This window comes from Methylococcus geothermalis, assembly GCF_012769535.1.
Lineage (GTDB): Bacteria > Pseudomonadota > Gammaproteobacteria > Methylococcales > Methylococcaceae > Methylococcus > Methylococcus geothermalis.
Genome location: NZ_CP046565.1, coordinates 2,096,474 through 2,120,595, shown reverse-complemented (window position 1 = coordinate 2,120,595; position 24,122 = coordinate 2,096,474). Strand labels below are relative to the sequence as shown.

The 24,122-nt window shown below is 61.7% G+C and carries 17 protein-coding genes; 4 read left to right on the top strand and 13 right to left on the bottom strand.

Annotated elements, in window-relative coordinates; translation table 11 throughout:
* The first annotated feature begins 96 nt into the window (after positions 1 to 96).
* Positions 97 to 879: an enoyl-ACP reductase FabI gene (locus GNH96_RS09970; protein ID WP_169603531.1), complete on the top strand. Its 783-nt coding sequence runs from the start codon at positions 97 to 99 to the stop codon at positions 877 to 879.
* Positions 880 to 1,105: 226 nt separating this feature from the next.
* On the opposite strand, the gene GNH96_RS09965 is transcribed toward GNH96_RS09970, so the two are convergent.
* From GNH96_RS09965 to GNH96_RS09915, 11 genes are all read right to left on the bottom strand, one after another.
* Entirely contained in the window at positions 1,106 to 1,519 is a 414-nt protein-coding gene (locus tag GNH96_RS09965) for a hypothetical protein (protein WP_169603530.1), read from the bottom strand.
* Between the two features lie 146 nt (positions 1,520 to 1,665).
* A complete protein-coding gene (locus GNH96_RS09960) occupies positions 1,666 to 4,743 on the bottom strand; it encodes a hypothetical protein (RefSeq protein ID WP_228719803.1) in 3,078 nt (1,025 codons plus the stop codon).
* 413 nt (positions 4,744 to 5,156) lie between these two features.
* Entirely contained in the window at positions 5,157 to 5,924 is a 768-nt protein-coding gene (locus GNH96_RS09955; RefSeq protein ID WP_169603529.1) for a LuxR C-terminal-related transcriptional regulator, read from the bottom strand.
* A 72-nt stretch (positions 5,925 to 5,996) separates the two neighbouring features.
* Positions 5,997 to 6,209, bottom strand: coding sequence for an FmdB family zinc ribbon protein (locus GNH96_RS09950; protein ID WP_169603528.1), 213 nt, complete (start codon positions 6,207 to 6,209; stop codon positions 5,997 to 5,999).
* A gap of 13 nt (positions 6,210 to 6,222) precedes the next feature.
* Complete coding sequence (gene hemJ, locus GNH96_RS09945; RefSeq protein WP_169603527.1) at positions 6,223 to 6,645, bottom strand: protoporphyrinogen oxidase HemJ; 423 nt, start codon at positions 6,643 to 6,645, stop codon at positions 6,223 to 6,225.
* A gap of 4 nt (positions 6,646 to 6,649) precedes the next feature.
* Positions 6,650 to 7,147 carry a TlpA disulfide reductase family protein gene (locus GNH96_RS09940; RefSeq protein WP_169603526.1) on the bottom strand — a complete coding sequence of 166 codons (498 nt, stop codon included), beginning with the start codon at positions 7,145 to 7,147 and terminating at the stop codon, positions 6,650 to 6,652.
* Positions 7,148 to 7,185: 38 nt separating this feature from the next.
* Positions 7,186 to 8,112, bottom strand: a complete 927-nt coding sequence (locus GNH96_RS09935; RefSeq protein WP_169603525.1) for a Tim44 domain-containing protein — start codon at positions 8,110 to 8,112, stop codon at positions 7,186 to 7,188.
* A 332-nt stretch (positions 8,113 to 8,444) separates the two neighbouring features.
* Positions 8,445 to 8,615, bottom strand: a complete 171-nt coding sequence (locus GNH96_RS09930; protein ID WP_169603524.1) for a rubredoxin — start codon at positions 8,613 to 8,615, stop codon at positions 8,445 to 8,447.
* 39 nt (positions 8,616 to 8,654) lie between these two features.
* The gene (gene prlC / locus GNH96_RS09925) at positions 8,655 to 10,703 is read right to left on the bottom strand and encodes an oligopeptidase A (RefSeq protein ID WP_169603523.1); all 2,049 of its coding nucleotides are present in this window, start codon (positions 10,701 to 10,703) and stop codon (positions 8,655 to 8,657) included.
* Between the two features lie 217 nt (positions 10,704 to 10,920).
* Positions 10,921 to 13,053 (bottom strand): sodium-translocating pyrophosphatase, encoded by a 2,133-nt coding sequence (locus tag GNH96_RS09920; RefSeq protein WP_223163404.1) that lies wholly within the window; start codon positions 13,051 to 13,053, stop codon positions 10,921 to 10,923.
* A gap of 47 nt (positions 13,054 to 13,100) precedes the next feature.
* A complete protein-coding gene (locus GNH96_RS09915; RefSeq protein WP_169603522.1) occupies positions 13,101 to 14,363 on the bottom strand; it encodes a 6-phosphofructokinase in 1,263 nt (420 codons plus the stop codon).
* Positions 14,364 to 14,788: 425 nt separating this feature from the next.
* Between GNH96_RS09915 and GNH96_RS09910 the strand changes: the two genes are divergently transcribed.
* Positions 14,789 to 16,087 carry a hemolysin family protein gene (locus tag GNH96_RS09910; RefSeq protein WP_169603521.1) on the top strand — a complete coding sequence of 433 codons (1,299 nt, stop codon included), beginning with the start codon at positions 14,789 to 14,791 and terminating at the stop codon, positions 16,085 to 16,087.
* Positions 16,088 to 16,103: 16 nt separating this feature from the next.
* Here the strand turns inward: GNH96_RS09910 and GNH96_RS09905 are convergent, their stop codons facing one another.
* Entirely contained in the window at positions 16,104 to 16,727 is a 624-nt protein-coding gene (locus GNH96_RS09905; protein WP_169603520.1) for a histidine phosphatase family protein, read from the bottom strand.
* Complete coding sequence (argH, locus tag GNH96_RS09900; protein ID WP_169603519.1) at positions 16,727 to 18,124, bottom strand: argininosuccinate lyase; 1,398 nt, start codon at positions 18,122 to 18,124, stop codon at positions 16,727 to 16,729. The genes GNH96_RS09905 and argH overlap by 1 nt, the downstream gene beginning before the upstream one ends.
* Positions 18,125 to 18,262: 138 nt before the next feature.
* Between argH and pgi the strand changes: the two genes are divergently transcribed.
* Both pgi and GNH96_RS09890 read left to right on the top strand, forming a co-directional pair.
* Positions 18,263 to 19,903, top strand: a complete 1,641-nt coding sequence (gene pgi, locus GNH96_RS09895; protein WP_169603518.1) for a glucose-6-phosphate isomerase — start codon at positions 18,263 to 18,265, stop codon at positions 19,901 to 19,903.
* Positions 19,904 to 19,937: 34 nt separating this feature from the next.
* Positions 19,938 to 24,080 carry an EAL domain-containing protein gene (locus GNH96_RS09890; protein WP_169603517.1) on the top strand — a complete coding sequence of 1,381 codons (4,143 nt, stop codon included), beginning with the start codon at positions 19,938 to 19,940 and terminating at the stop codon, positions 24,078 to 24,080.
* Positions 24,081 to 24,122: the final 42 nt, after the last annotated feature.

Here is a 24,122-nt window from a genome sequence, read left to right as displayed (position 1 = left end):
ACGCGAACCCTGCGGACACGATAGCGCTGGACAGCCCTTGAACCCTTGGCGATACTCTGCGCCTTTTCCAAGATCCCATCCCGAAGGAGCATCCCCATGGGCTTCATGCAAGACAAGCGCGTACTCATCGTCGGCGTCGCCAGCAACCGTTCCATCGCCTGGGGCATCGCCGAAGCGATGAAAGCGCAAGGCGCGGAGATCGCTTTCACCTACCAGAACGAAAAGCTCAAGGAACGCGTGGAAAAGCTGGCCGCCGAATGCGGCTCCTCCATCGTCCTGCCTTGCGATGTCTCCAGCGACACCGAAATCGACCAGTTGTTCACCGATCTAGCCAAGCACTGGGACGGCCTCGACTGCATCGTCCACTCGGTGGCCTTCGCCCCCCGCGAAGCCCTGGAAGGCTCCTACATCGACGCCGTCACCCGCGAGAACTTCCGCATCGCCCACGACATCAGCTCCTACAGTTTCACCGCCCTGGCCAAGGCCGGCCGGGCGATGATGGCCGGCCGCAACGGCTCTTTGCTCACCCTGTCGTACTTGGGCGCCGAACGCGCCGTCCCCAACTACAACGTGATGGGCGTCGCCAAAGCCAGTCTGGAAGCCAACGTCCGCTATCTGGCCTATTCGCTGGGACCGGAAGGCACCCGGGTGAACGCCGTGTCCGCCGGCGCCATCCGGACGCTGGCCGCCTCCGGCATCGCCAACTTCCGGGAAATGCTGGCGAAGGCCGAACAGGCCTCGCCGCTGCGAAAGAACGTCACCATCGAAGAAGTCGGCAACGCCGCCGCCTTCCTCTGCTCGGATCTCGCCTCCGGCATCACCGGCGAGATTCTCTATGTAGATGCCGGCTACAACTTCGTCGGCTTGTCGAGCTTTTGAGCCCAGCGGTGGAGCCGTAAATCGGCTCCACCAATCGCCGGCGACTTCCAAGATCAGTCTGAATCTGCGTAGCGATGCCCCCCTGCCCCCCTTGTGCCCGTCACGCGTTGGAATTAGACAGGCCCGGCGGAATGCATATTTTGAAGGGTGTTGTGGAGCCCCGGACAGCCTGGAAGCTTCGCATATGAAGCTGAGAAATGAAGAATATCATATCTGATGATATCTGTTACTTGAGAATGAGCTTGTTCGAAACGCGGCGACTGGTGCCGGCAATAACGCCATCGCCTGAGGTCAGAATATAGGTCATACTATCGCCGTTCGGACTGACATAGATGTTGTAGACGCTGCCCGAACCATAGGTAACTGTCCCATGGCAATCCTCGCCCATGACGTAGGTCGCGGTATCGCCTGCATTCACACGGCCCAAGCTATCGGTATATGTGTTGACGACGTTACCGGCGCCGTTATAGGACTCCATCCCGCTTTCGGCATACGGATTGCCCGCGTAATACCCTTGACTGAAATACGCATATGTGCCTTTGAGAGTTTTGATAGAGCAATATTCCTTGCCGACAGCGTCGAAGGAAGTGGCCAAGCTCAACATGGAAACACATGCGCATAACATCAACTTTGTCTTCATGATATATCCCTCTCTAAATGGAGTGTTATTGGTATTGCCGTCCGGACTCCTCACGACAATATCCCGGAAACTCGGGGCGGGGGAGCTGACCCCGCCCCAATCCGCGGTACCACTATTCGCCTACCCTTACGACCGATCGCACATGATCAAGGGCGAACCCCTGGCGTAAATGTTCCCGAAAGAAGGACCGACTGCGTCACAGGCGTCCCCGTGTAGTTGATGGCCACCACGTCCATCTTCTTGGGCGTCTTGTCACCTTTCGTGATCTTCACATCACAATACGTATAGGGATTGATATCCGGATTGTGTTGCGTATTGCAGGATGCCTGGAATTGTCCGCCAAAGGTCAGGGAATAGTTGAGCGGCTTGCCTGACGTTATGATGGCTTTCGGCCACGTAACATGGACGGTCACCCCATCCGGCATCAGTTCACCTGTCACCTTGGCGCCGTTGGGCCAGAACACCGCATCAGGATCCGGCCCTTTTTTCGGCGGCTGAGCGATGGAAACACCGACCCGTGGCATGTTCACATAGTCGAGTCCCATGTAAACCACATCGCGCGCCAAGGGCGCGCCGGCCCAGACGGCGGATACGTTCACATTGTTGCAAAAGCCGGAAACGCTGAAATAAGCGCTGGAATTATCGATGCAATACTGCAGATCCTTTGCGTTCAGGTCCGAAGTCACCGGAGGTGCGCCGGTATGTTTCTTTCCTGTCGGAAAGCCCCATAGAGCGGTCCAGTCCGTCACTTTCGACCCGGTGTAAATATCGACGATGCCGGTTTTCTTTTCGGGCGCCATCCTCAGTTTCAGCTCGTCGCCAAACTTATCCTTCGCCACGATGTCGCACGGCAGATAGCCTTTAGCAGTGTCGTATCCCAACGGGAGCGTTTGGGCTCCCGGGCCCCGGATCGGTACCTGATGACCACAGGTCGTCAGGCTTACCCAGTTGTTGGCTTGGGGAATATCGGCTTTCTTCAGAGCGATCTGATCGTACAGTCGCGCTTCGCCGGCGGGCCAGCCCGTGTCCACATCGAAATCCAGCACGCCGATCGCCTGTTCATTGACGGCATCGACGTTCAGCGCCTGCGGGGGAAACACGTCCGCCGGCTTCTTGAGGAAAACGCGGTCGATCAAATCCTGATAGGTGTGGTTCTTGCCCTTGCTGTTCTCCATTTCCTGGGCCGCCAGAGCCTCCAGATCGGACTTCGTGGTCAGCGGATTGGTCAACTGCCACCCACCGCTGGTGTCGTGTCCCAACACGGCCAGCTTATCGCCCTGCCTGAGCAGGAACGGACGCTTGCCATGGTTGTCGGCGATCTGCTCCAGCTTGGCCTTTATGCCCTCGATGCTGATTCCGGTATCCAGCCAGGCGAGACTGAACTGATCCCGGTTATATCCCCAGGTCACGGTGTACTGCTGGTAGGGATCGTAAGGGCGCTTGTTCTCCAGTGCGGTCACGCCGCCGGCATCGACGGTAAATCCCGACGCCGCGTCACGGAAGTTGCCGTATTTGTCATCGATCGAGAACGCATAGGACACCGAGCCTATCCCGTCCTTTACGTTATGTACCAGGCGAGTATAGGGGTTCAGATTGAATTGGCTCTCGTACGGCGCCGCAAACGTCAAGAACGGATCAAACTGCCACTGTTGGACGTCCGCCTTGGGGACGCTCGGAGCATTGGGATCGTAAGGATCATCGGCTTCAAAGGCAACGCCACGCAGAAGCGCTTGGACCCGCCCCGGCAGGTCACCGCCGAGAACTTTCGAATCATAGCCTACGATTTGGTGAATGATGCAGGCATTCTTGGTATTTTCATCGGTGGGATACGGTTTTGTATGAAACCCGCATTTCCCCCAGATCTTATCTTGATTTGGATAAAATCCGTCGACAGCATCGGTGGTGAAATGGTTCCAAACCACTTTGACGCTCTCCTGGAACTTCTCACAGAAGTACTGGTGCTTGAATGTGCAGTCCTGAACGGCCTTCTTGCTGTTGAACTTGCAAACATGATCCGGCCACTGCAGTTTTTCCAAATTCGTCTTATCCGCGCAAAACCCTGGATTGTCCTTCTGTTTTACCCAGAACATCCAACGATCGATGTAGGGCTGAACTTGACTTGGATTGCAGAAGATCAGCTTTTTCTTATCGCATCCTTCCATCCCGGCAATAAAGTAACCTTTATCCTGCACATAGTCAGTCCCCGTATAATAAATTGTCGAATTGGCTCGTGTCAGTGTCATGTCTACACTGTTATAGCCGCCAGGAAAGTGCGGGATGATGGTGTTCCCCCCGTTCTTACCCAATTCCTTCGGCAACAGATCGCTGAAGGTATTTATTGTTTTATTCGGGGAATTAAAATACTGGCTCGTGTAAGCCGCGAATACGGGCCATACCTTTTTCCTTCCACCGTGGCCGTCCGGATCGGTAAGGAAACCATCGATCCGCTTCTTGAATTGAGTCAGGTCATTGACGCCATTTGTGGTGACGGTCGCGGAGGAGCCGCCCATGTAGCCCGTGGCGCCATGATTGGCGACGGAGCCGGCCACGGGAATATACAGTTCGTCGACCATGGACACGTCGATATCCGCCATCGGATCGCCGGTATCCATGTTTTGATCCGTGGGATTGTCCGCGTCGAAGGTAAATTCGGCCAACTGCGCGGGCGCATCGACGGAATAGCTGGCACCGGAGACACCCGTCTTGCAGCTTCCCTTGACTGCGTCACCTTCGGCGTTATTGTCCCCCTTGTAACAGTCGACAACCTCCGACGGATGCGTCGGATCGTCAAATTTGGTGATTACTTTTGTCTGCAAGGGGTCCAATTTGACTATATTGGCCTCGTACGTTTTTAGAGCCACGGGGAAAATATAGACACGCCCGCTTTGATACCAACAGTTCTTGTAGACTTTCTTCCCGTCGACAATCACCTGTTTTTGCTCGCGCGGAATCCAGACGGTGATTTTCTTGCCCGTTGGCAGCCCTTCTGTCTTCGCGTCATAGTTAATGATAATCCGTCTGTCTCCGGTAGCCGCGGCGCCGTCGCAGATGTCGGCCGGGACCTGAATGACAGGATACACCGTAAATGGAAAATCGTTCTGGAACGTAATAAAACGATTGTACTTGTCGTCCGTCTTCTTGGCTTCCGCCGGCGGAACCGCCAGCGACAGCAGGCACAAGGCGGGCATCGCCAAGCGCATATAGCTTATTAGCTGCTTCATCATTCTCATCTCCTCAATAGACAATGCGTCGTAAAGCTGACCGACTCAACTTCATTACCTTCCGTGTTTTGCCCCATTCGGGACACCCCATGCTATTGGCGAGCCCCTTGACATCATTTTGGCGCCATGGCTCGTGATGAGTTCCCATCTCCGCTATTGCATCTTTTTTGTGTAGATCAGGCTAAGCCGGTTGGGCTGGGCACCAGAATTGTTACTCTATGAAAAACCTTCCTTCCGTAAGAAAGGAGGTTAGCGTGAGGACCCGATGACAAGATGTTTCTAAAACCTTTGTCACTTATGCCGAACATTACTAACGATCATTGGGATCAGATCGTCGCAAGAGTAAACCGCAGAAAATGGGGTGAACAGTCTCTGTTCAGAGACTGTTCAGAGACGGGGCGATACGACTCTGACAGTCAACGACCCAGCCACAGCGCACTCAGGCCGGCGCGCCCTTTGACGCCGAATTTTCGGTAGATGCGGGTGGCATAGGTATGCACTGTGGTGGGGGTGAGGCCGAGCCGCTCGGCGATCTCGGCCTCGGAGGCGCCGCTGAACAGTGCGTTAAGCAGCCGTCGCTCGGCTGGGGTGAGCGGCTTGGAGGCGATCAGCAGACCATGATGCAGAGCGACTTCTCGATGGAACCATTTCAGTGCCGGACCGGCCTGCTCCAACAGGGCACGCTCTGTCTCTCCGAACAGAGGCGCTTCCGGACCGACGCGCTCGAAGCCGAACCAGGATTCCATATCGCTGTTGACCGGGGTCGCCATGTAGCAGACGTCGCGGATGCCGAAGGGCTTGAACAGATTGCGATAGAACTCGCTGTCGTACCAGCCGGGCGGCACGATCTCGTGCTGGATGCTGACGCGGAAACGGCCGGCATGGCGCAGATTGGCGATGACGCTGGGGTCGATGTCGCCCCGATCGAGACGGCGGCAATGCTCCGCATAGGCCGCATCCCGCTCGGGGTGAGGGTGAAGGTAGCGAATGGCGCAGGCCCGCCAGCCGTCGATCGGATCGTCCCGGCAGTCCAGGCGCACCGCGCCGAACCAGCACGCCTGCTGCGCGCCGATCATCTCGCATAATGAGGCCATGGCATGGTCGAGCGCCTCATTGACACGAGTCGGCCCGAATTCGGCGAGCCCGTCCCACAGGTCATGAATCTGTTGTTGTTTCGACGCCATGTGGACCGGAAAGGAAAATCCCGCCGGGACTGTCCCGCCTCGGAACCCGCCAGAGGACGGACTGGGACAGGGTCAGTGCTTGCAGCCGCAGCCGCCCATGCCGCAGCCGTGGCCGGATACAGGGGGCGAGGAATGACTCGATCCGCCATGGACGGCAGGTGCCGAGAGCTTCTTGGTCACCGACTCGGAACCGCAGTGCGGACAGGCGGGCTGCGGATCGCTGATTTTCTGCATCACGGTGAAATCCCGGCTGCAGGACTGGCAGGCATAGTCGTAGGTAGGCATTCGAAGCTCCTCGTCAGAAGGGTTTCAAACTTGCGAGCAGGACGATGGCGAAAAGAAACAGCACCGGGACTTCATTGACCCAGCGGTAGAACAAATGGCTGCGGGTATTGCGGTCCTCGGCGAAATCCCGCAGCCATTGCCAGCACAGGAGGTGGTAGCCGACGAGAAGCGCCACCAGCGTCAACTTGACATGCAGCCACCCGCTGCTGCCATAGAGCTCCCAGGCGTAGTCGGCCAGCATCCAGATACCGAATGCGAGCGTGAGGATCATCGCCGGGGTCATGATGCCCCAGAACAGTTTTCTTTCCATGATCTTGAATCGGGCAATGCCCACCGCATCGGAAGTCATGGTGTGGTAGACGAACAGTCGCGGCAGATAGAACAACCCGGCGAACCACGTCACCATGAAGATCAGGTGAAAGGCTTTCAACCACATGCGCTCATCCCTCCCGGAGCAGCTCGTCTATCGCTTCCCGCAATTCGCGGAAATCGGGTTTGCCAAGGCGCGTTGCGACGATCGCGCCGTCGCCGTTCAGCAGGTAACAGTTCGGCACCAGTTCGACCCTGAGCGCGCCGGCCAGCTCGCCCAGCGGATCGAGAGCGACGGGAAACGGCCAGCGTTCCTTTCCGGCCAGGGTCACTACCCGACTTGGCAAATCGTAAGGCATCGCCACGGCCGCCATCCGCAGGCCGCGTCCTTCGTAATCCCGGAACAGCGCGGCGAGTTCCGGCATTTCTTCCAGGCAACTGCGGCAATTGCTGGCCCAGAACGCCATCAGCACGGGGTGGCCGCGCCAGTCGCCGAGATTCACCCTTTCGCCCTTGATGGTGGTGAAGCCGAGATCCGGCGACGGCCCCTCTCCCCGGAGATATCCATAGCCGAGCCAGAGCACCGATGCGAGCAAGCCCGCACCGGCGAGGAAACGAACGCCCCTCACTTGCAAACCATGGGATCGCTCCCGGCCGGGATGGCCTCTCAGGCCTCGACCTGCTGGATGCCGTCCAGGAACCAGGTGGGCTGGCGGCTCGAACGCGATCGCACGAAGTGCCAGACCTCGTGAACCACAGCCGCTTCTTCGGCTGGCGCCTCGCGCAGCGTGACGTCGAACAGGACGGCAACTTCACGCTCGTCGCCGCGGTCGCTCACCTCGAGGATTTCCGCGTCGACCCGCAGCAGTTCCGTGCGGTGAGGCTCGGCAGATGCCCGCAACTGGTCCTGCAGCTCGGCAAACACCTTGTCGGTCGCAAGGGCCCGCAGAGTCCCCAGATCGCGCTCGTCCCAAGCCGCTTGAAGCTGACGGTAGGCCGCCTTGGCACCGTTCAGAAAACCGGCCGGGTCGAAATCGGCCGGCAGGGTCCGCCCCGGCTGTGCTCGTCCGCGACGGGACAGCAGATCGGTATCGAATGCAGGACGTTCCGAAGAAGGCTTCAGGCCCGTGGCAGGTTCCGAATGGGGGTAGTACCCGGCTCCCGCCGCAGGCTGAGGCTGGGGCCTGCGCGCAGCCAACAGCCGGTAGAGGCCATAGCCGACCCCCGCGAACAAAAGGATATCGAGAAAATTCAGATGCTCGAAAGCGCCGCCGAACAGCATGGCTCCCAGCAGACCGCCCAGCGCCAGACCGCCGAGCATGCCCATCAAGCCACCCCGGCGGGAATACGCCTCGCGCACCGCCTGGTTGCGCTGGCTCGCGGCGCTGGCCGGCTGGCTGGGCTGGTAACCCGGCCGCTGCGTTTGGGAGAAAGAATTGCCATCGGTCGAACGCCGATAGGGTTCGCTGTACGACGGCCTGCTCCCGAAAGAACTTCCCCCGCCCAGACGTTTGGCGAATGCTTCGTTCATACCGGAAAACAGCAGGACTGTGATGAGCGCCGTGCTTAGCGCGAAACCGAAAGTCTTTTTCATATGGCCCTCAAGCCGCAAAGGTATCATCGGTGTTATAGGGGAAGCACCAGCGAATTACAACTCCCCCTGTCATCCCACCGTGCCCGCTCCGAAATTTCCCGAGCGCGTCATGTGCGATGATCGCGTCGAGCGGCCGGCAACGTCGACGCGCCCGGCTGGACTAACGGACATGGGCCGAATTGTGCGGATCCCCGCACGATCCAGGGATCCACGTTCCCGAGTGTCCCGACACGTGGTTCCCGTTCCATCATCAGCCTTTCGACTACTTCGCGAACTTCAGCATTCATGCATTCCGCCGGCCGCACGGCCGGCGGAGACCATCATCCCTCAGCCTAATCCAGCAGTTCGAAGAAACTCTTGTCCACCCCGCACTCCGGACAGCCCCATCCTTCGGGAATGTCCTCGAACAGGGTCCCGGGAGCAAGACCCACGTCGGGATCGCCCTCGGTTTCATCGTAGATGTAGCCGCAGGCGGAACACTGGTACTTATGGTATTCGATCATTTTTCATCTCCTTGTCGATTGAGGAACTCCCGACCGAACCTAGCCGGCGGTTGGCAGCATGCCGCTGTGGCGCAGCAAGGCCTCGATTTCCGGTTCGCGACCACGGAACGCCACGAAAGACTCCAGCGCGCTGCGCCGGCCGCCCTGCTCCAGCACATTGGCCAAGAAGGCATGGCCGGTTTCCGGATCGAAGATGCCGCGCTCTTCGAACAGTGAAAACGCGTCGCTGGACAGCACCTCGGCCCATTTGTAGCTGTAGTAGCCCGCCGCGTAGCCGCCGCCGAAGATGTGCTGGAAGCTGTGCGGGAAGCGGTTGTAGGCCGGCGGCGACATGACCGAGACCTGCCGCCTGACTTCGTCGAGCGTCTCGTAGACGCGTCCACCACGGGCCGGATCGTAATCGCGGTGAATGCGGAAATCCAGCAGGGCGAACTCCAGTTGCCGGACGGTCTGCATCCCGGCCTGGAAGTTTTTGGCCGCCAACATCTTGGCCAGCAGTGCGTCCGGCAGAGGCTCGCCGGTGCGGTGATGTCCCGAGATCAGCGCCAGCGCCTCGCGTTCCCAGCAGAAGTTCTCCATGAACTGGCTGGGCAGTTCCACCGCATCCCATTCCACGCCTCGAATGCCTGACACGCCGAGGTACTCCACCCGGGTGAGCAAATGGTGCAGACCGTGGCCGAATTCGTGGAACAGCGTCACCACGTCGTCGTGCCGAAGCAGCGCGGGTTCGTCGCCGGCCGGGGGGGTGAAATTGCAGGTCAGATAGGCGACCGGAATCTGGATGCTCGCGCCGACGCGGCGCCGGCTGATGCATTCGTCCATCCAGGCACCACTGCGCTTGCTGGGCCGGGCGTAGAGGTCGAGATAGAACCCGCCCCGGCGTTCGCCTAGCCGGTCGAATATCTCGTAGTAATGGACGTCCGGGTGCCAGACATCGACGCCGTCGCGAAGCTTGATCTCCAGACCGTACAGCCGCTGCACCACCGCGAACAGGCCGGAAACCACGCGTTCGGCGGGAAAGTACGCCTTCACTTCCTCCTCGGAAAACGCGTATTTGTGCTCGCGGAGTTTCTCGGAATAGTAGGCCACGTCCCAGGACTGAAGCTCCTCGATCCCATGCAGATTCCGCGCGAACGCCCGCAACTCCTCCAGGTCGCGCCGGGCGAAGGGCAGGGCCTTGTCGGCGAGATCGTTCAGGAAACTCAGCACCTGTTCCGGGCTCTCCGCCATCTTGGTCGCCAGGGACAGTTCGGCATAATTGGAAAATCCCAAGAGATTGGCCTCTTCGTGACGCAAGGCCAGGATCTTCTCCATCACCTCGCTGTTGTCCCAGCGTCCGCCTTGGGGCCCGGTTTCGGAGGCGCGGGTCGCGTAAGCCTGGTAGAACTCCTCGCGCAGCGCCCGGTCGTCGGCATGGGTCATGATCGCGATATAGGAAGGAAAGGCGAGGCCGAAAACCCAGCCGGGCTTGCCTTCCGCTTCCGCGGCCTGGCGGGCGACGGCGAGGTCGGTTTCGGGCAGCCCGGCCAGCAGTGCCTCGTCTTCGATATGACGCGTCCAGCCCTTGGTGGCATCCAGCACGTTGTCGGAAAACCGGCTACCCAGTTGCGACAGTTCCTGAGCGATTTCCTTGAAGCGGGCCTTGTTCTCGCCTTCCAGGGCAACCCCTGACAGGCGGAAATCGCGCAGGGCATTGTCGACGATCTTGCGCTGGGCGGTGTCGAGCCGAGCGTATTCCCCACCTTCCGCGATTTCCCGGAACGCGGCGTACAGCGCCGCATTCTGGCCCATTTCGGTGGCATATTCGCTCAACAGGGGCAGACAGGCATTGTAGGCTTCCCGCAAAGCCTCGCTGTTCATCACGGCATTGAGGTGTCCGACCGGCGACCAAGCCTTGTTCAGGCGGTCATCGAGATCATCCAGCGGTTCCACCAGACCGGACCAGGTAAACGGCCCACCGCGTTGGAGCAAGGCATCGACCGCCGCCCGGTTTTCAGCCAGGATTTGTTCAACCGCCGGCAGTACATGGCTCGCTTCGATGCGCGAGAACGGCGGCAGTTCGTAGTTTTCCAGCAAAGGGTTGGTCATTGCATCACCTCGATTTCGGTTTGAATCCCGCAAACCGCCCAGGCAGCGCCTCGGTTGGACGCCGGGAATCGCTGGGGGAGTATCGAAAGAGGGAATCTTACAGGGAGTTGGCCTCCGCCCTCACCCTCTGCCCTCATGTTTCCGGGCGGAAACGCCCGGAAGACCCCTCCGCCCCCGGCGGATTTGCCCCAGAGGGAGAGGGGAGACAAGCGGGGATTTAGAGCAGGGGTACGATCAACAGGGCCACGATGTTGATGATCTTGATCATCGGATTCACCGCCGGGCCCGCAGTGTCCTTGTACGGATCGCCGACCGTGTCGCCGGTCACCGCCGCCTTGTGAGCTTCCGATCCCTTGCCGCCGAAATGGCCGTCCTCGATGTATTTCTTGGCGTTGTCCCAAGCGCCGCCGCCGGTCGTCATCGAGATGGCGACGAACAGGCCGGTGACGATGGTGCCGATCAGCACGCCGCCCAAGGCCTCCTTGCCGAGCAGCAGCCCCACGATGACGGGAATGGCCACCGGCAGCAGCGAGGGCACGACCATCTCCTTGATCGCCGCCTTGGTGAGCATGTCGACGGCACGGGAGTAATCGGGCTTGGCCGTGTGCTGCATGATGCCCGGGATTTCCCGGAACTGCCGGCGCACTTCGTTGACGATGCCGCCAGCGGCCCGTCCCACGGCCTCCATGGCCAGCGAGCCGAACAGGTAGGGCACCATGCCGCCGATGAACAGGCCGATGATGACCATGTGGTTCGACAGGTCGAAGTTCACGTTGCCGCCCAGCGCATGAGTGTAGTCGGCGAACAGCACCAGCGCCGCCAGCCCCGCCGAACCGATCGCATAGCCCTTGGTCACGGCCTTGGTGGTATTGCCCACGGCGTCCAGCGGATCGGTGATGGCGCGGACCGAATCCGGCAGCTCGGCCATCTCGGCGATGCCACCGGCGTTGTCCGTGATCGGACCGTAAGCGTCGAGGGCGACGATCATCCCGGTCAGGGACAACATCGAGGTGGCAGCCACCGCGATGCCGTACAACCCGGCGAGTTCGTAGGCGCCCCAGATGCTGGCGCACACCGCCAGCACCGGCGCTGCCGTCGCTTTCATCGATACCCCGAGGCCGGCGATGATGTTGGTGCCGTGGCCGGTGGTGGAAGCTTCGGCGATATGGCGTACCGGCGCGAATTCCGTGGCCGTGTAGTACTCGGTGATCACCACCATCAGACCGGTGAGACCCAGGCCGATCAGGGCGGCGAAGAACAGGCCGAACCAGGACACGTCGGTGCCGCCGAGACTGATGCCGCCGCCGAACATGAATCCGGTGATCGGCAGGAAGGCCGCGGCGGCCAAGCCGCCGGACACGATCACGCCCTTGTACAGCCCGCTCATGATCTTCTGGCCCGGCGTGATCCGGACGAAGAAGGTCCCGATGATCGAGGCGACGATGGAAATGCCGCCCAGCACCAGGGGGTACACGATGGCCGCCTCGCTGCCCCCGGTCAGGAGCCCTCCCAGCAGCATGGTGGCGACGATGGTCACCGCATAGGTTTCGAACAGGTCGGCCGCCATGCCCGCGCAGTCGCCGACGTTATCGCCGACGTTGTCGGCGATAACGGCCGGATTGCGCGGATCGTCCTCGGGAATACCCGCCTCCACCTTGCCGACCAGGTCCGCGCCCACATCGGCGCCCTTGGTGAAAATGCCGCCGCCCAGACGCGCGAAGATCGAGATCAGCGAACCGCCGAACGCCAGCCCCACCAGGGCATGGAGCGGATCGCTCGCGCCGGCCGATTTCAGCAGCGCGTAATAGCCGGCCACCCCGAGCAAACCGAGCCCAACCACCAGCATGCCGGTGATGGCGCCGCCGCGGAACGCCATGGAAAAAGCCTCATCCATGCCGGTCATGGCTGCCTGCGCGGTCCGGGCGTTGGCGCGGACCGAGATGTTCATGCCGATATAGCCCGCCGCGCCGGAGAGCGCCGCGCCGATGACGAACCCGAACGCGATCGTCCATCCCAGGAAGGCTCCGATGACGAAGAACAGCAGCCATCCGACTATCGCGATGGTCCGATACTGCCGATTGAGGTAGGCCTGGGCACCCTGTTGAATCGCCGAGGCGATATCCACCATCCGCTCGTTGCCGGCGGGCTGGGCATTGACCCAGCCGATGGAGAGGATGCCGTAGAGCAGCGCGGACAGCGCAGCGGTAAAAGCGAATGCCGTTCCCCAGTCGACCAGCAAACCGATCGCGAGAAATTCCGCGAGCCCCGCCAAGGCGATCACCTTGGTCCGGGGATTGCGCATCAAACAACACAGCCCCTCCCGGGCGCAGGACAGAACCGAGCAAGCCATAGCGATACTCCTCGAACGTTGTTGTTGGTGTGACGAAAAAAGAGGAATCAGACGCTGAACGACGTAGCCGTTTTCTTCGGGACGGCGACGTTCCTCAGCGTCACATAGTCCGGCAGGCCCCCGGCGTAGGGCGGGTAATCCTCGCCCTCGATCAGCGGCTGCAGGTATCTGCGGCAGTCCTCGGTGATCCCGAAGCCATCGGCGCTGATGAATTCGAGGGGCATCTTCTTCTCGACGTTGGCCACTTCCGCCAGAGGGGCGGCGCCAATTTCCCAGCGGTAAGGCGAATCGGAGGTTCGTATGATGGCGGGCATCACGGCATTGTGCCCTTTCAAAGCCATTTCGACACCGGCCTTTCCCACGGCATAGGCCTGCTCGACATCGGTGCGCGAAGCGACGTGGCGGGCGGCGCGCTGCAGGTAATCGGCGACGGCCCAATGGTACTTGTAGCCCAGGCGTTCCTTGACCAGCCCGGCGATGACCGGCGCCACGCCGCCGAGCTGGGCATGGCCGAACACGTCCCGGCTGCCTGATTCGGCGATGAACCTGCCGTCGGCGCCCTTGATGCCCTCCGACACCACGATCGAACAATAGCCGGTGGTGCGGACCTTCTCGTCCACCGCGCGCAGAAACCGTTCCGGGTCGAACACCTGCTCGGGAAACAGGATGACCAGCGGCAACGCGTGCCGCTCGTCGCTCGCCAGGCCGCCCGCCGCGGCGATCCAGCCCGCGTGCCGCCCCATGACCTCGAGCACGAAAATACAGGTGGAAGTGGCCGCCATGGAGCGCACGTCGAAACTCGCCTCGCGCACCGATACCGCAATGTATTTGGCGACCGAACCGAAGCCCGGACAGCAGTCGGTGATCGGCAGATCGTTGTCCACCGTTTTCGGAATATGGATGGCCTGCAGGGGATAACCCATCTTTTCGGAGAGCTGGGAGACCTTCAGGCAGGTGTCGGCGGAGTCCCCGCCGCCGTTGTAGAAGAAATATCCGATATCGTGGGCGCGGAAAACCTCGATCAGCCGCTCGTACTGGGCCCGGTTTTCCTCCAGTCCCTTGAGCTTGTAGCGGCACGAACCGAAAGCCCCGGATGGCGTATGGCGCAGCGCGGCTATGGCTTCGGCGCTTTCCTGGCCGGTATCGATCAGGTCTTCGGTCAGGGCGCCGACGATGCCGTTGCGCCCGGCGTAGACGGTACCGATACGGTCGGGAAACAGCCTGGCGGTTTCCAGTACGCCGCAAGCCGATGCATTGATAACGGCGGTCACACCGCCGGATTGGGCGTAAAAAGCATTCCGCGCCACCATGTACCGCCTCCCCCTGAGTATTGTTGGTTGCCGCTAACTTAGAACAAACGCCCCCTTCCTTACAACAAGTTTCGGCCCGTCAGCGTCGCCCGCAGGAACCGAAAACAGTTGAATCGAACCCGCGACCCGGCTACGCTAACGACCGAGGCATCCCAGCCTTTCACCGATAACCATGCTCGAATCCTCAACCTATCCCAACCGCCGGTTCTGCCGGACGGATGATTGACGGACTGCCTCGTGTCCGACGAATACCCCAGTTCATGCCCATGGCATGAACTTTTTCCGACTCCTGAGCCTCCTCGTCATTTCGCATTCCTCCGTCCGGCCTTCCGGGGATCGCGAACACCCATGACTTCCGCCCAGGCGCCCGCATCCCGCCTTGCTCCGAGTCTTTGCCGTTTTTCCAACTACCCGCTCCCCTTAAAGTGATCCAGATCGGATTGGTTCTGTTCCTTATCTTTGTCAACGGCCTGTTCGCCATGTCGGAAATGGCCATCGTGTCCGCCCGAAGATCCCGCCTCCAGCACCAGGCCGACAAGGGCGGTGCCGGCGAAGTCCGCGCCCTCGAACTCGCGGCGCAGCCTTCGCGGTTTCTCTCCACGGTTCAGGTCGGCATCACCACGATCGGGGTGCTGAACGGAGCCCTGGGTGAAGCCTCGGTTTCCAGCCAGATCGAGCCGCTGTTGATGACGATGCCGGAACTGGCGCCGTATGCCCACGAGATCAGCCTGACCATCACCGTTTTCGCGATCACCTATCTGTCCCTGATCATCGGCGAACTGGTGCCCAAGCGCCTGGCTCTGCTCCACGCCGAATCCATTGCAGCCGCCGTGGCGCGGCCCATGCATTACCTGTCCCTGATCGCCCTTCCCCTGGTCAAGTTCCTGAGCATTTCCACCGACATCGTGCTGCGGCTCATGGGCGCCCGCCCGGTTCGCCAGCCTTCGGTCACCGAGGAAGAGATCAAGCTGCTGCTGCAGCAAGGCATCCTGGAAGGCGTGTTCGAGGAAGTCGAGCAGGAACTGGTGGAAAACATCCTGAGGCTGGACAGCCGCAAGGTCGGCGCGATCATGACGCCGCGCAAGGATGTGGTCTACCTGGACGTCACCAAATCCTACGAGGCGAACCGCGGTATCCTGACCGACCATCCGCACTGGATCATCCCGCTGTGCCGGGGCGGCGTGGACAACGTTGTCGGCTTTGTGAAAACCAAGGATGTGCTGAACCGGCTGCTGGCCGGCGAGAAACCGGATCTGGCGGAACTGGTGACCCCCGCGCTTTTCGTCCCCAACTCGCTGTCGCTCATGCAATTGCTGGAGCACTTCAAGCGATCGCATCTGCAGACGGCACTGGTCGTCGACGAGTACGGCGAACTGACCGGCCTGGTGACGCTCACCGATGTGCTCGAAGCGATCGTCGGTGCCATTGCCTCCGAAACCGCGGAAGAAGAACCTCAGGTCTCGCAGCGCGAGGACGGCTCCTGGCTGGTCGACGGCATGCTCGACATCGACCGGTTCAAGCAGCTGTTCGAACTAGACGCTCTGCCGGAGGAGGAAAGCGGCAATTTCCATACCATGGCCGGTTTCGTCATGCTGCGGCTGGGCAACGTGCCGAAGGTGACCGATACCTTCGAATTCGAGGATCTGCGGTTCGAGGTCGTGGACATGGACCGCAACCGGGTCGACAAGATTCTGGTGACCCGCCTTCCGCCGGCGGCCGGCTAACCCCTCCCGGGGGGATTCACGCGGCCGGCGTCCCGCCGTGGAACACCAGCTGGGACAGGAATTCGTCACCCTGCTCGATGCACTCGATGCGCGTGATGCCCGCGTTGGCCACCTTGATGTGGAACAGGTTGGCAAGCGGAACGTCGAGCACATGCGAGATCACCATCCGGATCGTGCCGGCATGGCAAATGACCAGGAGGTGTTTGCCGAGATGCCGTTCCAGCATGTCTTTCCAGCCCGCGATGACGCGGCTGCGGAAATCGCCCAGGCCTTCCGCGTTTTCCGGACGATGGTTCAGGGGATCGCGATAGAAACGCTGCAGCACACCGGGGTCGTATTCGGTGGCGATTTCTTCCCGGGTCTTGCCCTGCCATGCGCCGAAACCAAGCTCCTTGAAGCGCGGCTCGATTTCCAACGGGAGCTGGTGGCGTTCGCTGAAAGCCTCGGCAAAGGCCTGACAGCGCAGCAGCGGGGAGGTGACGATGACATCCCACGGACAATGCCGCCCCAGCGCACGCCACATCTGATCCCAGCCCACGGCGCTGAGGGGGTCGTCGATCTGCCCCCGATAGCGGCTGCCGCCCGCCGGCTCGCCGTGGCGCATCAGGTCGACCAAGGTATTGCAGCTTTCTCCGGCCATCAGCTCTCCCGCAGTCCAAGCAGACGAACCCGTGCCTCGACGGCGGCCTTGCGGACGCATTCCGGCGCGGTGCCGCCGACATGCGAACGCGCTGCCACCGAACCTTCCAGCGTCAGCACCGCATAGACGTCCGGCCCGATGGCGGCCGACAGGGATCGAAGCTCCTCCAGCGGGATATCCGCGAGGTCGCGGCCGGTCTCTATCCCTAAACGGACGGCCTTGCCCACGATCTCGTGGGCATCGCGGAACGCCGTGCCACGCCGGACCAGGTAGTCGGCCAGATCGGTGGCAGTCGCATAGCCCTTGCGGGCCGAGGCATACATGGCCGGCCGGTTCGGCCGCACGTGCGGCATCATGTCGGCGAAGGCGCGGAGACAACCGGACAGGGTATCGACCGTGTCGAACAGCGGCTCCTTGTCCTCCTGGTTGTCCTTGTTGTAGGCGAGTGGCTGGCTCTTCATCAGGGTCAGCAAGGCGAACAGATGGCCGAACACCCGCGCGCTCTTGCCGCGTACGAGTTCGGGCACGTCGGGATTTTTCTTCTGCGGCATGATCGAGGAGCCGGTACAGAAGGCATCGGGCAGGTCGACGAAGCCGAACTGGGCGGAGGTCCACAGGATCAGCTCCTCCGAAAAGCGCGAGAGATGCATCAGCACCAGACTGGCGCAGGCGGCGAATTCGATGGCGAAATCGCGGTCGCTGACGGCGTCCAGCGAATTCGCCGCCGGCCGGGAGAAGTCGAGCAAGGCCGCGGTGTAGTCGCGGTCCAGCGGAAAGCTGGAGCCGGCCAGGGCCGCCGCCCCCAGCGGCATGACGTTGACCCGCTTGCGGCAGTCGCGCAGGCGGTCGTAATCGCGTGCCAGCATCTCGTACCAGGCCATCATGTGGTGGCCGAAGGTGATCGGCTGTGCCACCTGGAGATGAGTGAAACCCGGCATGATGGTGTCGGCCTCGCGCTCGGCCAGGTCCACCAGCGCGGTTTGCAAGCGCAGGATCAGGCCGCAGATCCGGTCGATTTCGGCGCGCAGATACAGCCGCACGTCGGTGGCAACCTGGTCGTTGCGCGAGCGGCCGGTATGCAGCTTCTTGCCGGCTTCGCCGATCCGCTCCGTGAGGCGGGCCTCGATGTTCATGTGCACGTCTTCAAGGCGCACCGACCAGGGGAATTCCCCGGCCTCGATTTCGGCGCCTATGGCTTCCAGACCGCCGACGATCGCCCGAAGTTCCTCGCCGGTCAAAAGGCCCAGCCGCTCCAGCATGGTGGCATGTGCAATCGAGCCTCGGATGTCGTGGGGCGCCAGCCGCTTGTCGAAATCGACCGAGGCGGTGAAGGCCTCGACGAAGGCATCCGTCGCCTCTTCGAACCGCCCTCCCCAAGGCTTTTGCTGAATACTCATTGCAACTTCCGCTACGACGATCAAAGCGGCTCATTATAAACCCAACGCTGGCGGAGCTTCGCCCACCCCCGCCGCTTGTAGTAGCATTTATACATGAGCGGCACTCACGAGCTCGCGCGACATCATAATAAGGAAACCATGCCACAATCGACCGACCTTCCCGCCTGGCGGACTCTTTCCGAACACTTCAAGACCATCGCCCCGCGCCACATGCGCGACATGTTCGCCGACGATCCCGGGCGTTTCGACGCTTTTTCCATCCGGCTGGGCGATCTTCTGTTCGATTATTCGAAGAACCGGATCACCCGGGAAACCATCGACGCGCTGGTTCGTCTCGCCGAGGAAGCCGGCCTGCGGGAAAAGATCGACGCCATGTTCCGGGGCGAGCGGATCAACGTCACCGAGAACCGCGCGGTACTCCATGTCGCCCTACGCAACCGCGCCAACCGGCCGATTCTCGTCGACGGCAAGGATGTCATGCCCGACGTCAACCGCGTTCTCGAACGCATGCGCCGCTTCTCGCAGTCCGTGCGCACGGGGGAATGGCGCGGCGCAACCGGCAAGGCGATCACCGACGTCGTCAACATCGGCATCGGCGGATCCGACCTCGGCCCCAAGATGGTGGTCAAGGCCCTGCTGCCCTATGCCGACCCGCGCCTGCGCGCCCATTTCGTCTCCAATGTGGACGAATCCGATCTGATCGAGATCCTGCGGCCGCTGAATCCGGAAACCACGCTGTTCGTCGTCGCGTCCAAGACTTTCACGACCCAGGAAACCATGACCAACGGCCGCTCGGCCCGCGCCTGGTTCCTGGAGCGCATCCCGGACGAGACCGCCATCGCCCGCCACTTCGTGGCCATTTCGACCAACCGTACCAAGGTCGCCGAGTTCGGCATCGACCCCCGCAACATGTTCGAATTTTGGGACTGGGTGGGCGGACGCTATTCGCTGTGGTCGGCCATCGGCCTGCCGATTGCGCTGAGTATCGGCATGGACCGCTTCGAGGAAATGCTCGAAGGCGCCCATTTCGTCGACGAGCATTTCCGCACCGCCCCCTTCGAGCGCAACATCCCTCTGCTGATGGGCCTCCTGGGCATCTGGTACATCAATTTCTTCGGCGCGCAGAGCCACGCCGTCCTGCCGTACGATCAATACCTTGAGGATCTGCCGGCCTATCTTCAGCAGGCCGACATGGAAAGCAACGGCAAAACCGTCGACGTGGAAGGACGGCCGGTGGCCTACTCCACCGGTCCCGTCATCTTCGGCCAGCCCGGCACGAACGGCCAGCATGCGTTCTACCAGTTGCTCCATCAGGGGAGCATGCTGGTCCCCTGTGATTTCCTCGCCGCGGCCGAAAGCCATCATCCGCTGGCCGAGCACCACGACATCCTGATCTCCAATTTCCTGGCCCAGACCGAAGCGCTGATGCGCGGGCGCACGACGGAGGAGGCCCGGCAGGACATCGCCTCGGAAAACCTGAGCGCTGAACGCCTCGAAATGCTGGCCGCCGCCAAGACCTTCCCCGGCAACAAACCGACCAACAGCTTCCTGTATCGCCGCCTCGATCCCCATACCCTCGGCATGCTGATCGCATTGTACGAACACAAGATATTCACCCAAGGCGCGATCTGGTACATCAATTCCTTCGACCAGATGGGCGTGGAACTCGGCAAGCAATTGGCGAGAACCATTCTTGCCGAACTTCTCGGCGATGGCCCGATCGGTACGCATGATGCTTCCACCAATGGCCTGATCCGATACTTCAAGTCGCTACGTTGAAGCCTTTCGCCGCATGGTCGAGGACGCTGGCAACATGGACAGTGAAAAGGCCACCCATGGCTCTCCTGCCGTGCGGCTTGTCGTCGCGCCGTGGGATACGCCGGATTCGGCGAAAGCGTTCCTGCAGTCGCTCCCCGCAGACTGCGAGGCGGCATTCTTCCTGCTGGGTTTGCCGGACGGCTCCCACGCCGGGCTGATCGCCCCCCCACTGCCGGTGGCGGTCACGATCGCCGAAGCCGGCGCCCCGGTTCTGCCGGCCCGCGCTTATATCCCGCCCGCCGGCCAATACCTCTCCATCGACAGTGGACGGATAAAACTGGACAGCCCGCCGCCGTCCGCTCATCCGATCGACCATTTCCTGCGGGCTCTCCCGCCCGAGAGTTACGGACGGACGGCCGTGGTCGTCTGCTCCGGTGCCTCCAACCGTCAATGCAAGCTCGCGAGCGTCGTGGAACACGGCGGGGGACTGGTGATCGCGGAACCGCCCTTCGAACCCGGCCATCGAAGCGGGGATTTTGCGCCGGCCGCGATCGCCCGGACCATCGGACGGTGGGTGCGCGGCGAGGTCCCGGCCGGCCCCTGCACCCTGGAGGCGATCCTCAACCGGGTGCGCAGCCATGCAGGGGCCGATCTGCGCGCCTACAAACCTCCGACCCTGCTGCGCCGCATCGAGCGCCGCATGGGCATCGCGCACGTTGCGAATACCGCCGATTATCTGCGACTGATCGAGACCGATGTGAACGAACTCGACCGCCTGGCCGAAGACCTGCTGATCGGGGTCACCGCGTTCTTTCGCGATGCCGAAGCCTTCGAATTCCTGGACCGGATCCTCGTCCCCGCCCTGTGCGAGCGCAGCAACACCGAACGGCCGGTGCGCTGCTGGATCGCCGGCTGTTCCACCGGAGAGGAAGCCTATTCCATCGCCATCCTGCTGACGGAAGGGTTCGAGCGTGCGCAACGGCCAACCCGCCTGCAGATCTTCGCCACCGACGTCGATACCGATGCGCTGGAGATCGCCCGCCTCGGCCTGTATTCGGAATCGGCGCTGGCGGGGGTTTCCGAATCCCGCCTGCAGCGTTATTTCGTCCGAGAAGGGACTGGCTACCGCATCGCCAAGCAGATACGCGAATCCGTCGTTTTCGCGCCTCACAATCTGATCAGTGACCCGCCGTTTTCCAAGCTCGACCTGGTGGTATGCCGCAACGTCCTGATCTACCTCAATGCAAAGACGCAAAAGACGCTGCTCGAAATCTTCCACTTCATCCTCAACCCCGGCGGTCTTCTGTTCCTGGGCAGTTCGGAAAGCCTCGGCGAGGCCGCCCACCTTTTCGACGAGATTTCGAAACCGTGGCGGATATTCCGGCGCAACGACACAAGCGCGGCGGTGCGGCCGAGTCTGCCACTGTTTCCGCCGGCCAGCACGGCACGCATGGCGGAAGGGCGCGTTCTGAGCGCGGACAGGGGCGGCCATGACATCCAGGAAAGGCTGTACCGCAGCCTTCTCGAACGCCATGCACCCACCTTGATCGTGGCAAACGGAAGACACGAAGTCGCCTACCTCAGCGGGAACACCCAGGCCTATCTGGAGCTGCCTCCCGGCGAGCCCACCCTGGACCTGTTCAGGCTCATCAAACCTCCATTGCGCGCCACGCTGCGCTTTGCGCTGGACCGGTGCCGGCGGGAGGCCAGGAAGGTCGCCATGGTGGCGAACGGCAACGGCCCCGGAACCTCGGCGCCGGAAGCCGTCCGCATCACGGTCACCCCGGTTTCCGACGGTGAGGTCTCCGACCTGTGGCTGATCGGGCTGGAAGCGGAGGCCTTGACCGATTCGATCGTGCCCACCGGCGCCAAGAACAGCGACGACGGCTGGCTGCTGCAGCAGCTCGAGCGCGAACTGACGGCGACGCGCGAGGAACTGCAGCGCACCATCGAGAAAACCCGCCACACCAACGAAGAACTGCGGGCCGCGAACGAAGAAGTCATGGCCATGAACGAGGAGCTCCAGTCGGCCAACGAGGAACTCGAAAGCTCGAGGGAAGAACTGCAATTGCTCAACGCCGAACTCACCGCCACCAACGCGACTCTTGACGCCAAGGTCGGCGAACTGGAAGCCACCAGCAACGACCTCAACAATCTCCTGGTCGGCACCGACCTCGCGATCCTGTTCGTCGACCGCACCCTCAACATCCGTCGCTACACGCCGGCCTGCAACCGGCTGATGCGCCTGATTCCCAGCGACATCGGGCGGCCTTTCGGGGACATCGTCCACCATTTCGAAGACAGCGAACTGTTCGACGACGCGGCCGGTGTGCTGACGGGCGAAGCCCCGAAGATCCGCGAAATCCGAGACCATCAGGGGGCCTGGTATCTGCGCAAGATACTGCCCTACCGCTCGCGGGACAACTGCTCGGTGGAGGGCTTGGTCATCACCTTCGGCGAGGTGACGTCGCTCAAACAGGCCCAGCAGGAACTGATCGCACAGGCGGCGGAACTGCGCCAGCAAGCCGAGCTGCTGAAACACGCCCATGTCATCGCACGCGATCTCGACGACCGCATCGTTTTCTGGAACGCCTATGCCGAAAAGTTCTACGGCTGGACCAGGAACGAGGCACTGGGCCGTATTTCCCAGGAATTGCTCAACAGCCGCTTTCCCCTGCCCCTGACCACGATCCGCCAGCAGATACTGGCCGAAGGCTATTGGAAAGGCGAACTCACTCACGTCGACCGGGAAGGCAGGGAGAGGGCGGTCGCCACCCACTGGGAACTTTATCGCGACGCCGAAGGCATCCCGCGCGCCATCGTCGAGGTCAACAACGACATCACCGAGCGCAACAGCCTCGAAGCCCAGTTGCGGCAAAGCCGTCACTACCTCGATTATCTGGCGCACTATGATCCGCTGACCCAACTGCCGAACCGGCTGAGGTTCCAGCAAAGACTGGAACAGGCCGTCGCCCAAGCGTTGTCGGGCGGCGGAAGGCTGGGCCTGCTGTTTCTCGATGTCGACCGCTTCAAATTGATCAACGACAGCCTGGGCCACGACGTGGGCGACCGCCTCTTGCAGGAGGTCAGCCGGCGCCTCGCAGACCGGCTGGGTCCCCGCGACACCTTGGCGCGCATAGGCGGAGACGAGTTCGCCGTCCTCATGGAAGACCTGGACGACATCGGCTATGCCTCGCGTATCGCCCTGGCGGCCATCGAAACGCTGCAGAAGCCGGTCGTGGTCGAACACCATGAGCTGTTCGTCAGCCTCAGCGGCGGCATCAGCCTGTTTCCCGAGGACTCCCGCGATGCCGACGGCCTGCTCCGCAGCGCCGACGCCGCGATGTTCCTGGCCAAGGAAAAAGGCCGCGGCAACCACGAGTTCTTCACCCCTGAGCTCAATCGCCGGGCCAACCGGCTGCTGTCGATCGAAACCCGGTTGCGAAAAGCACTTGAAAACGGGGAACTGGATCTGGCATTCCAACCCCAGATGGACCTGCAGAGCGGCGCCATCATCGCCGCCGAAGCGCTTGCACGCTGGAACAGCCCCGAACTCGGCCGGGTACCGGCAGACGAATTCATCCAGGTGGCCGAGGATAGCGGCCTGATCGTCCCCCTGGGCGAATGGGCCATCAGGACCGCCTGCCGCAGGATCGCCGAATGGCAGCAGTCCGGGCTGACGCCGGTTCGTATCGCGGTGAATATCTCCACCCGTCAATTCCGCGAACCGAACTTCGTCCGGCTGATCGGCGATGCGCTCGCCGAAACCGGGGTGAATCCGGCCCTGCTGGAACTCGAGCTGACCGAGCGGTTGCTGCTGCAAGACGTCGACACGGTCGTCAGAACGCTGCTGGACCTCAAGCGCACCGGCATCAGTTTCTCCATAGACGACTTCGGCACGGGCTACTCTTCCTTGAGCTACCTGCGCCGGCTGCCCCTGAGCCACCTCAAGGTCGCCCGGGAGTTCATCCCCTGGGGCGCCGACGACTGCAACAACCTGTCGATTTCCCGAGCCATCGTATCCCTGGCCAAGAGCCTGGAACTGACCTGTACCGTCGAAGGCATAGAGACACGGACGCAACTGGATTGCTTCAGGCAGCTGGGCTGCGACCAGGCGCAGGGCTATCTGATCAGCCCGCCGTTGCCGCCCGCGGAGTTCGAGGATTTTCTGCGCCGGCCGCCGCTGTTCGAACTTTGAACATCGACAAACAGCGCGGCGCCGCGGCTTTGCTATACTTCC

Excerpts from the sequence above, each read along its gene's own strand:
- pgi (WP_169603518.1), top strand. The coding sequence starts at position 18,263 with ATGCCACAATCGACCGACCTTCCCGCCTGGCGGACTCTTTCCGAACAC.
- GNH96_RS09915 (WP_169603522.1), bottom strand. The coding sequence starts at position 14,363 with ATGGTGGCGCGGAATGCTTTTTACGCCCAATCCGGCGGTGTGACCGCC.
- GNH96_RS09905 (WP_169603520.1), bottom strand. The coding sequence starts at position 16,727 with ATGGCCGGAGAAAGCTGCAATACCTTGGTCGACCTGATGCGCCACGGC.
- GNH96_RS09935 (WP_169603525.1), bottom strand. The coding sequence starts at position 8,112 with ATGAAAAAGACTTTCGGTTTCGCGCTAAGCACGGCGCTCATCACAGTC.
- GNH96_RS09950 (WP_169603528.1), bottom strand. The coding sequence starts at position 6,209 with ATGCCTACCTACGACTATGCCTGCCAGTCCTGCAGCCGGGATTTCACC.
- GNH96_RS09890 (WP_169603517.1), top strand. The coding sequence starts at position 19,938 with ATGGACAGTGAAAAGGCCACCCATGGCTCTCCTGCCGTGCGGCTTGTC.
- GNH96_RS09970 (WP_169603531.1), top strand. The coding sequence starts at position 97 with ATGGGCTTCATGCAAGACAAGCGCGTACTCATCGTCGGCGTCGCCAGC.
- GNH96_RS09955 (WP_169603529.1), bottom strand. The coding sequence starts at position 5,924 with ATGGCGTCGAAACAACAACAGATTCATGACCTGTGGGACGGGCTCGCC.
- GNH96_RS09965 (WP_169603530.1), bottom strand. The coding sequence starts at position 1,519 with ATGAAGACAAAGTTGATGTTATGCGCATGTGTTTCCATGTTGAGCTTG.
- GNH96_RS09920 (WP_223163404.1), bottom strand. The coding sequence starts at position 13,053 with ATGGCTTGCTCGGTTCTGTCCTGCGCCCGGGAGGGGCTGTGTTGTTTG.
- argH (WP_169603519.1), bottom strand. The coding sequence starts at position 18,124 with ATGAGTATTCAGCAAAAGCCTTGGGGAGGGCGGTTCGAAGAGGCGACG.
- GNH96_RS09930 (WP_169603524.1), bottom strand. The coding sequence starts at position 8,615 with ATGATCGAATACCATAAGTACCAGTGTTCCGCCTGCGGCTACATCTAC.
- hemJ (WP_169603527.1), bottom strand. The coding sequence starts at position 6,645 with ATGTGGTTGAAAGCCTTTCACCTGATCTTCATGGTGACGTGGTTCGCC.
- GNH96_RS09960 (WP_228719803.1), bottom strand. The coding sequence starts at position 4,743 with ATGATGAAGCAGCTAATAAGCTATATGCGCTTGGCGATGCCCGCCTTG.
- prlC (WP_169603523.1), bottom strand. The coding sequence starts at position 10,703 with ATGACCAACCCTTTGCTGGAAAACTACGAACTGCCGCCGTTCTCGCGC.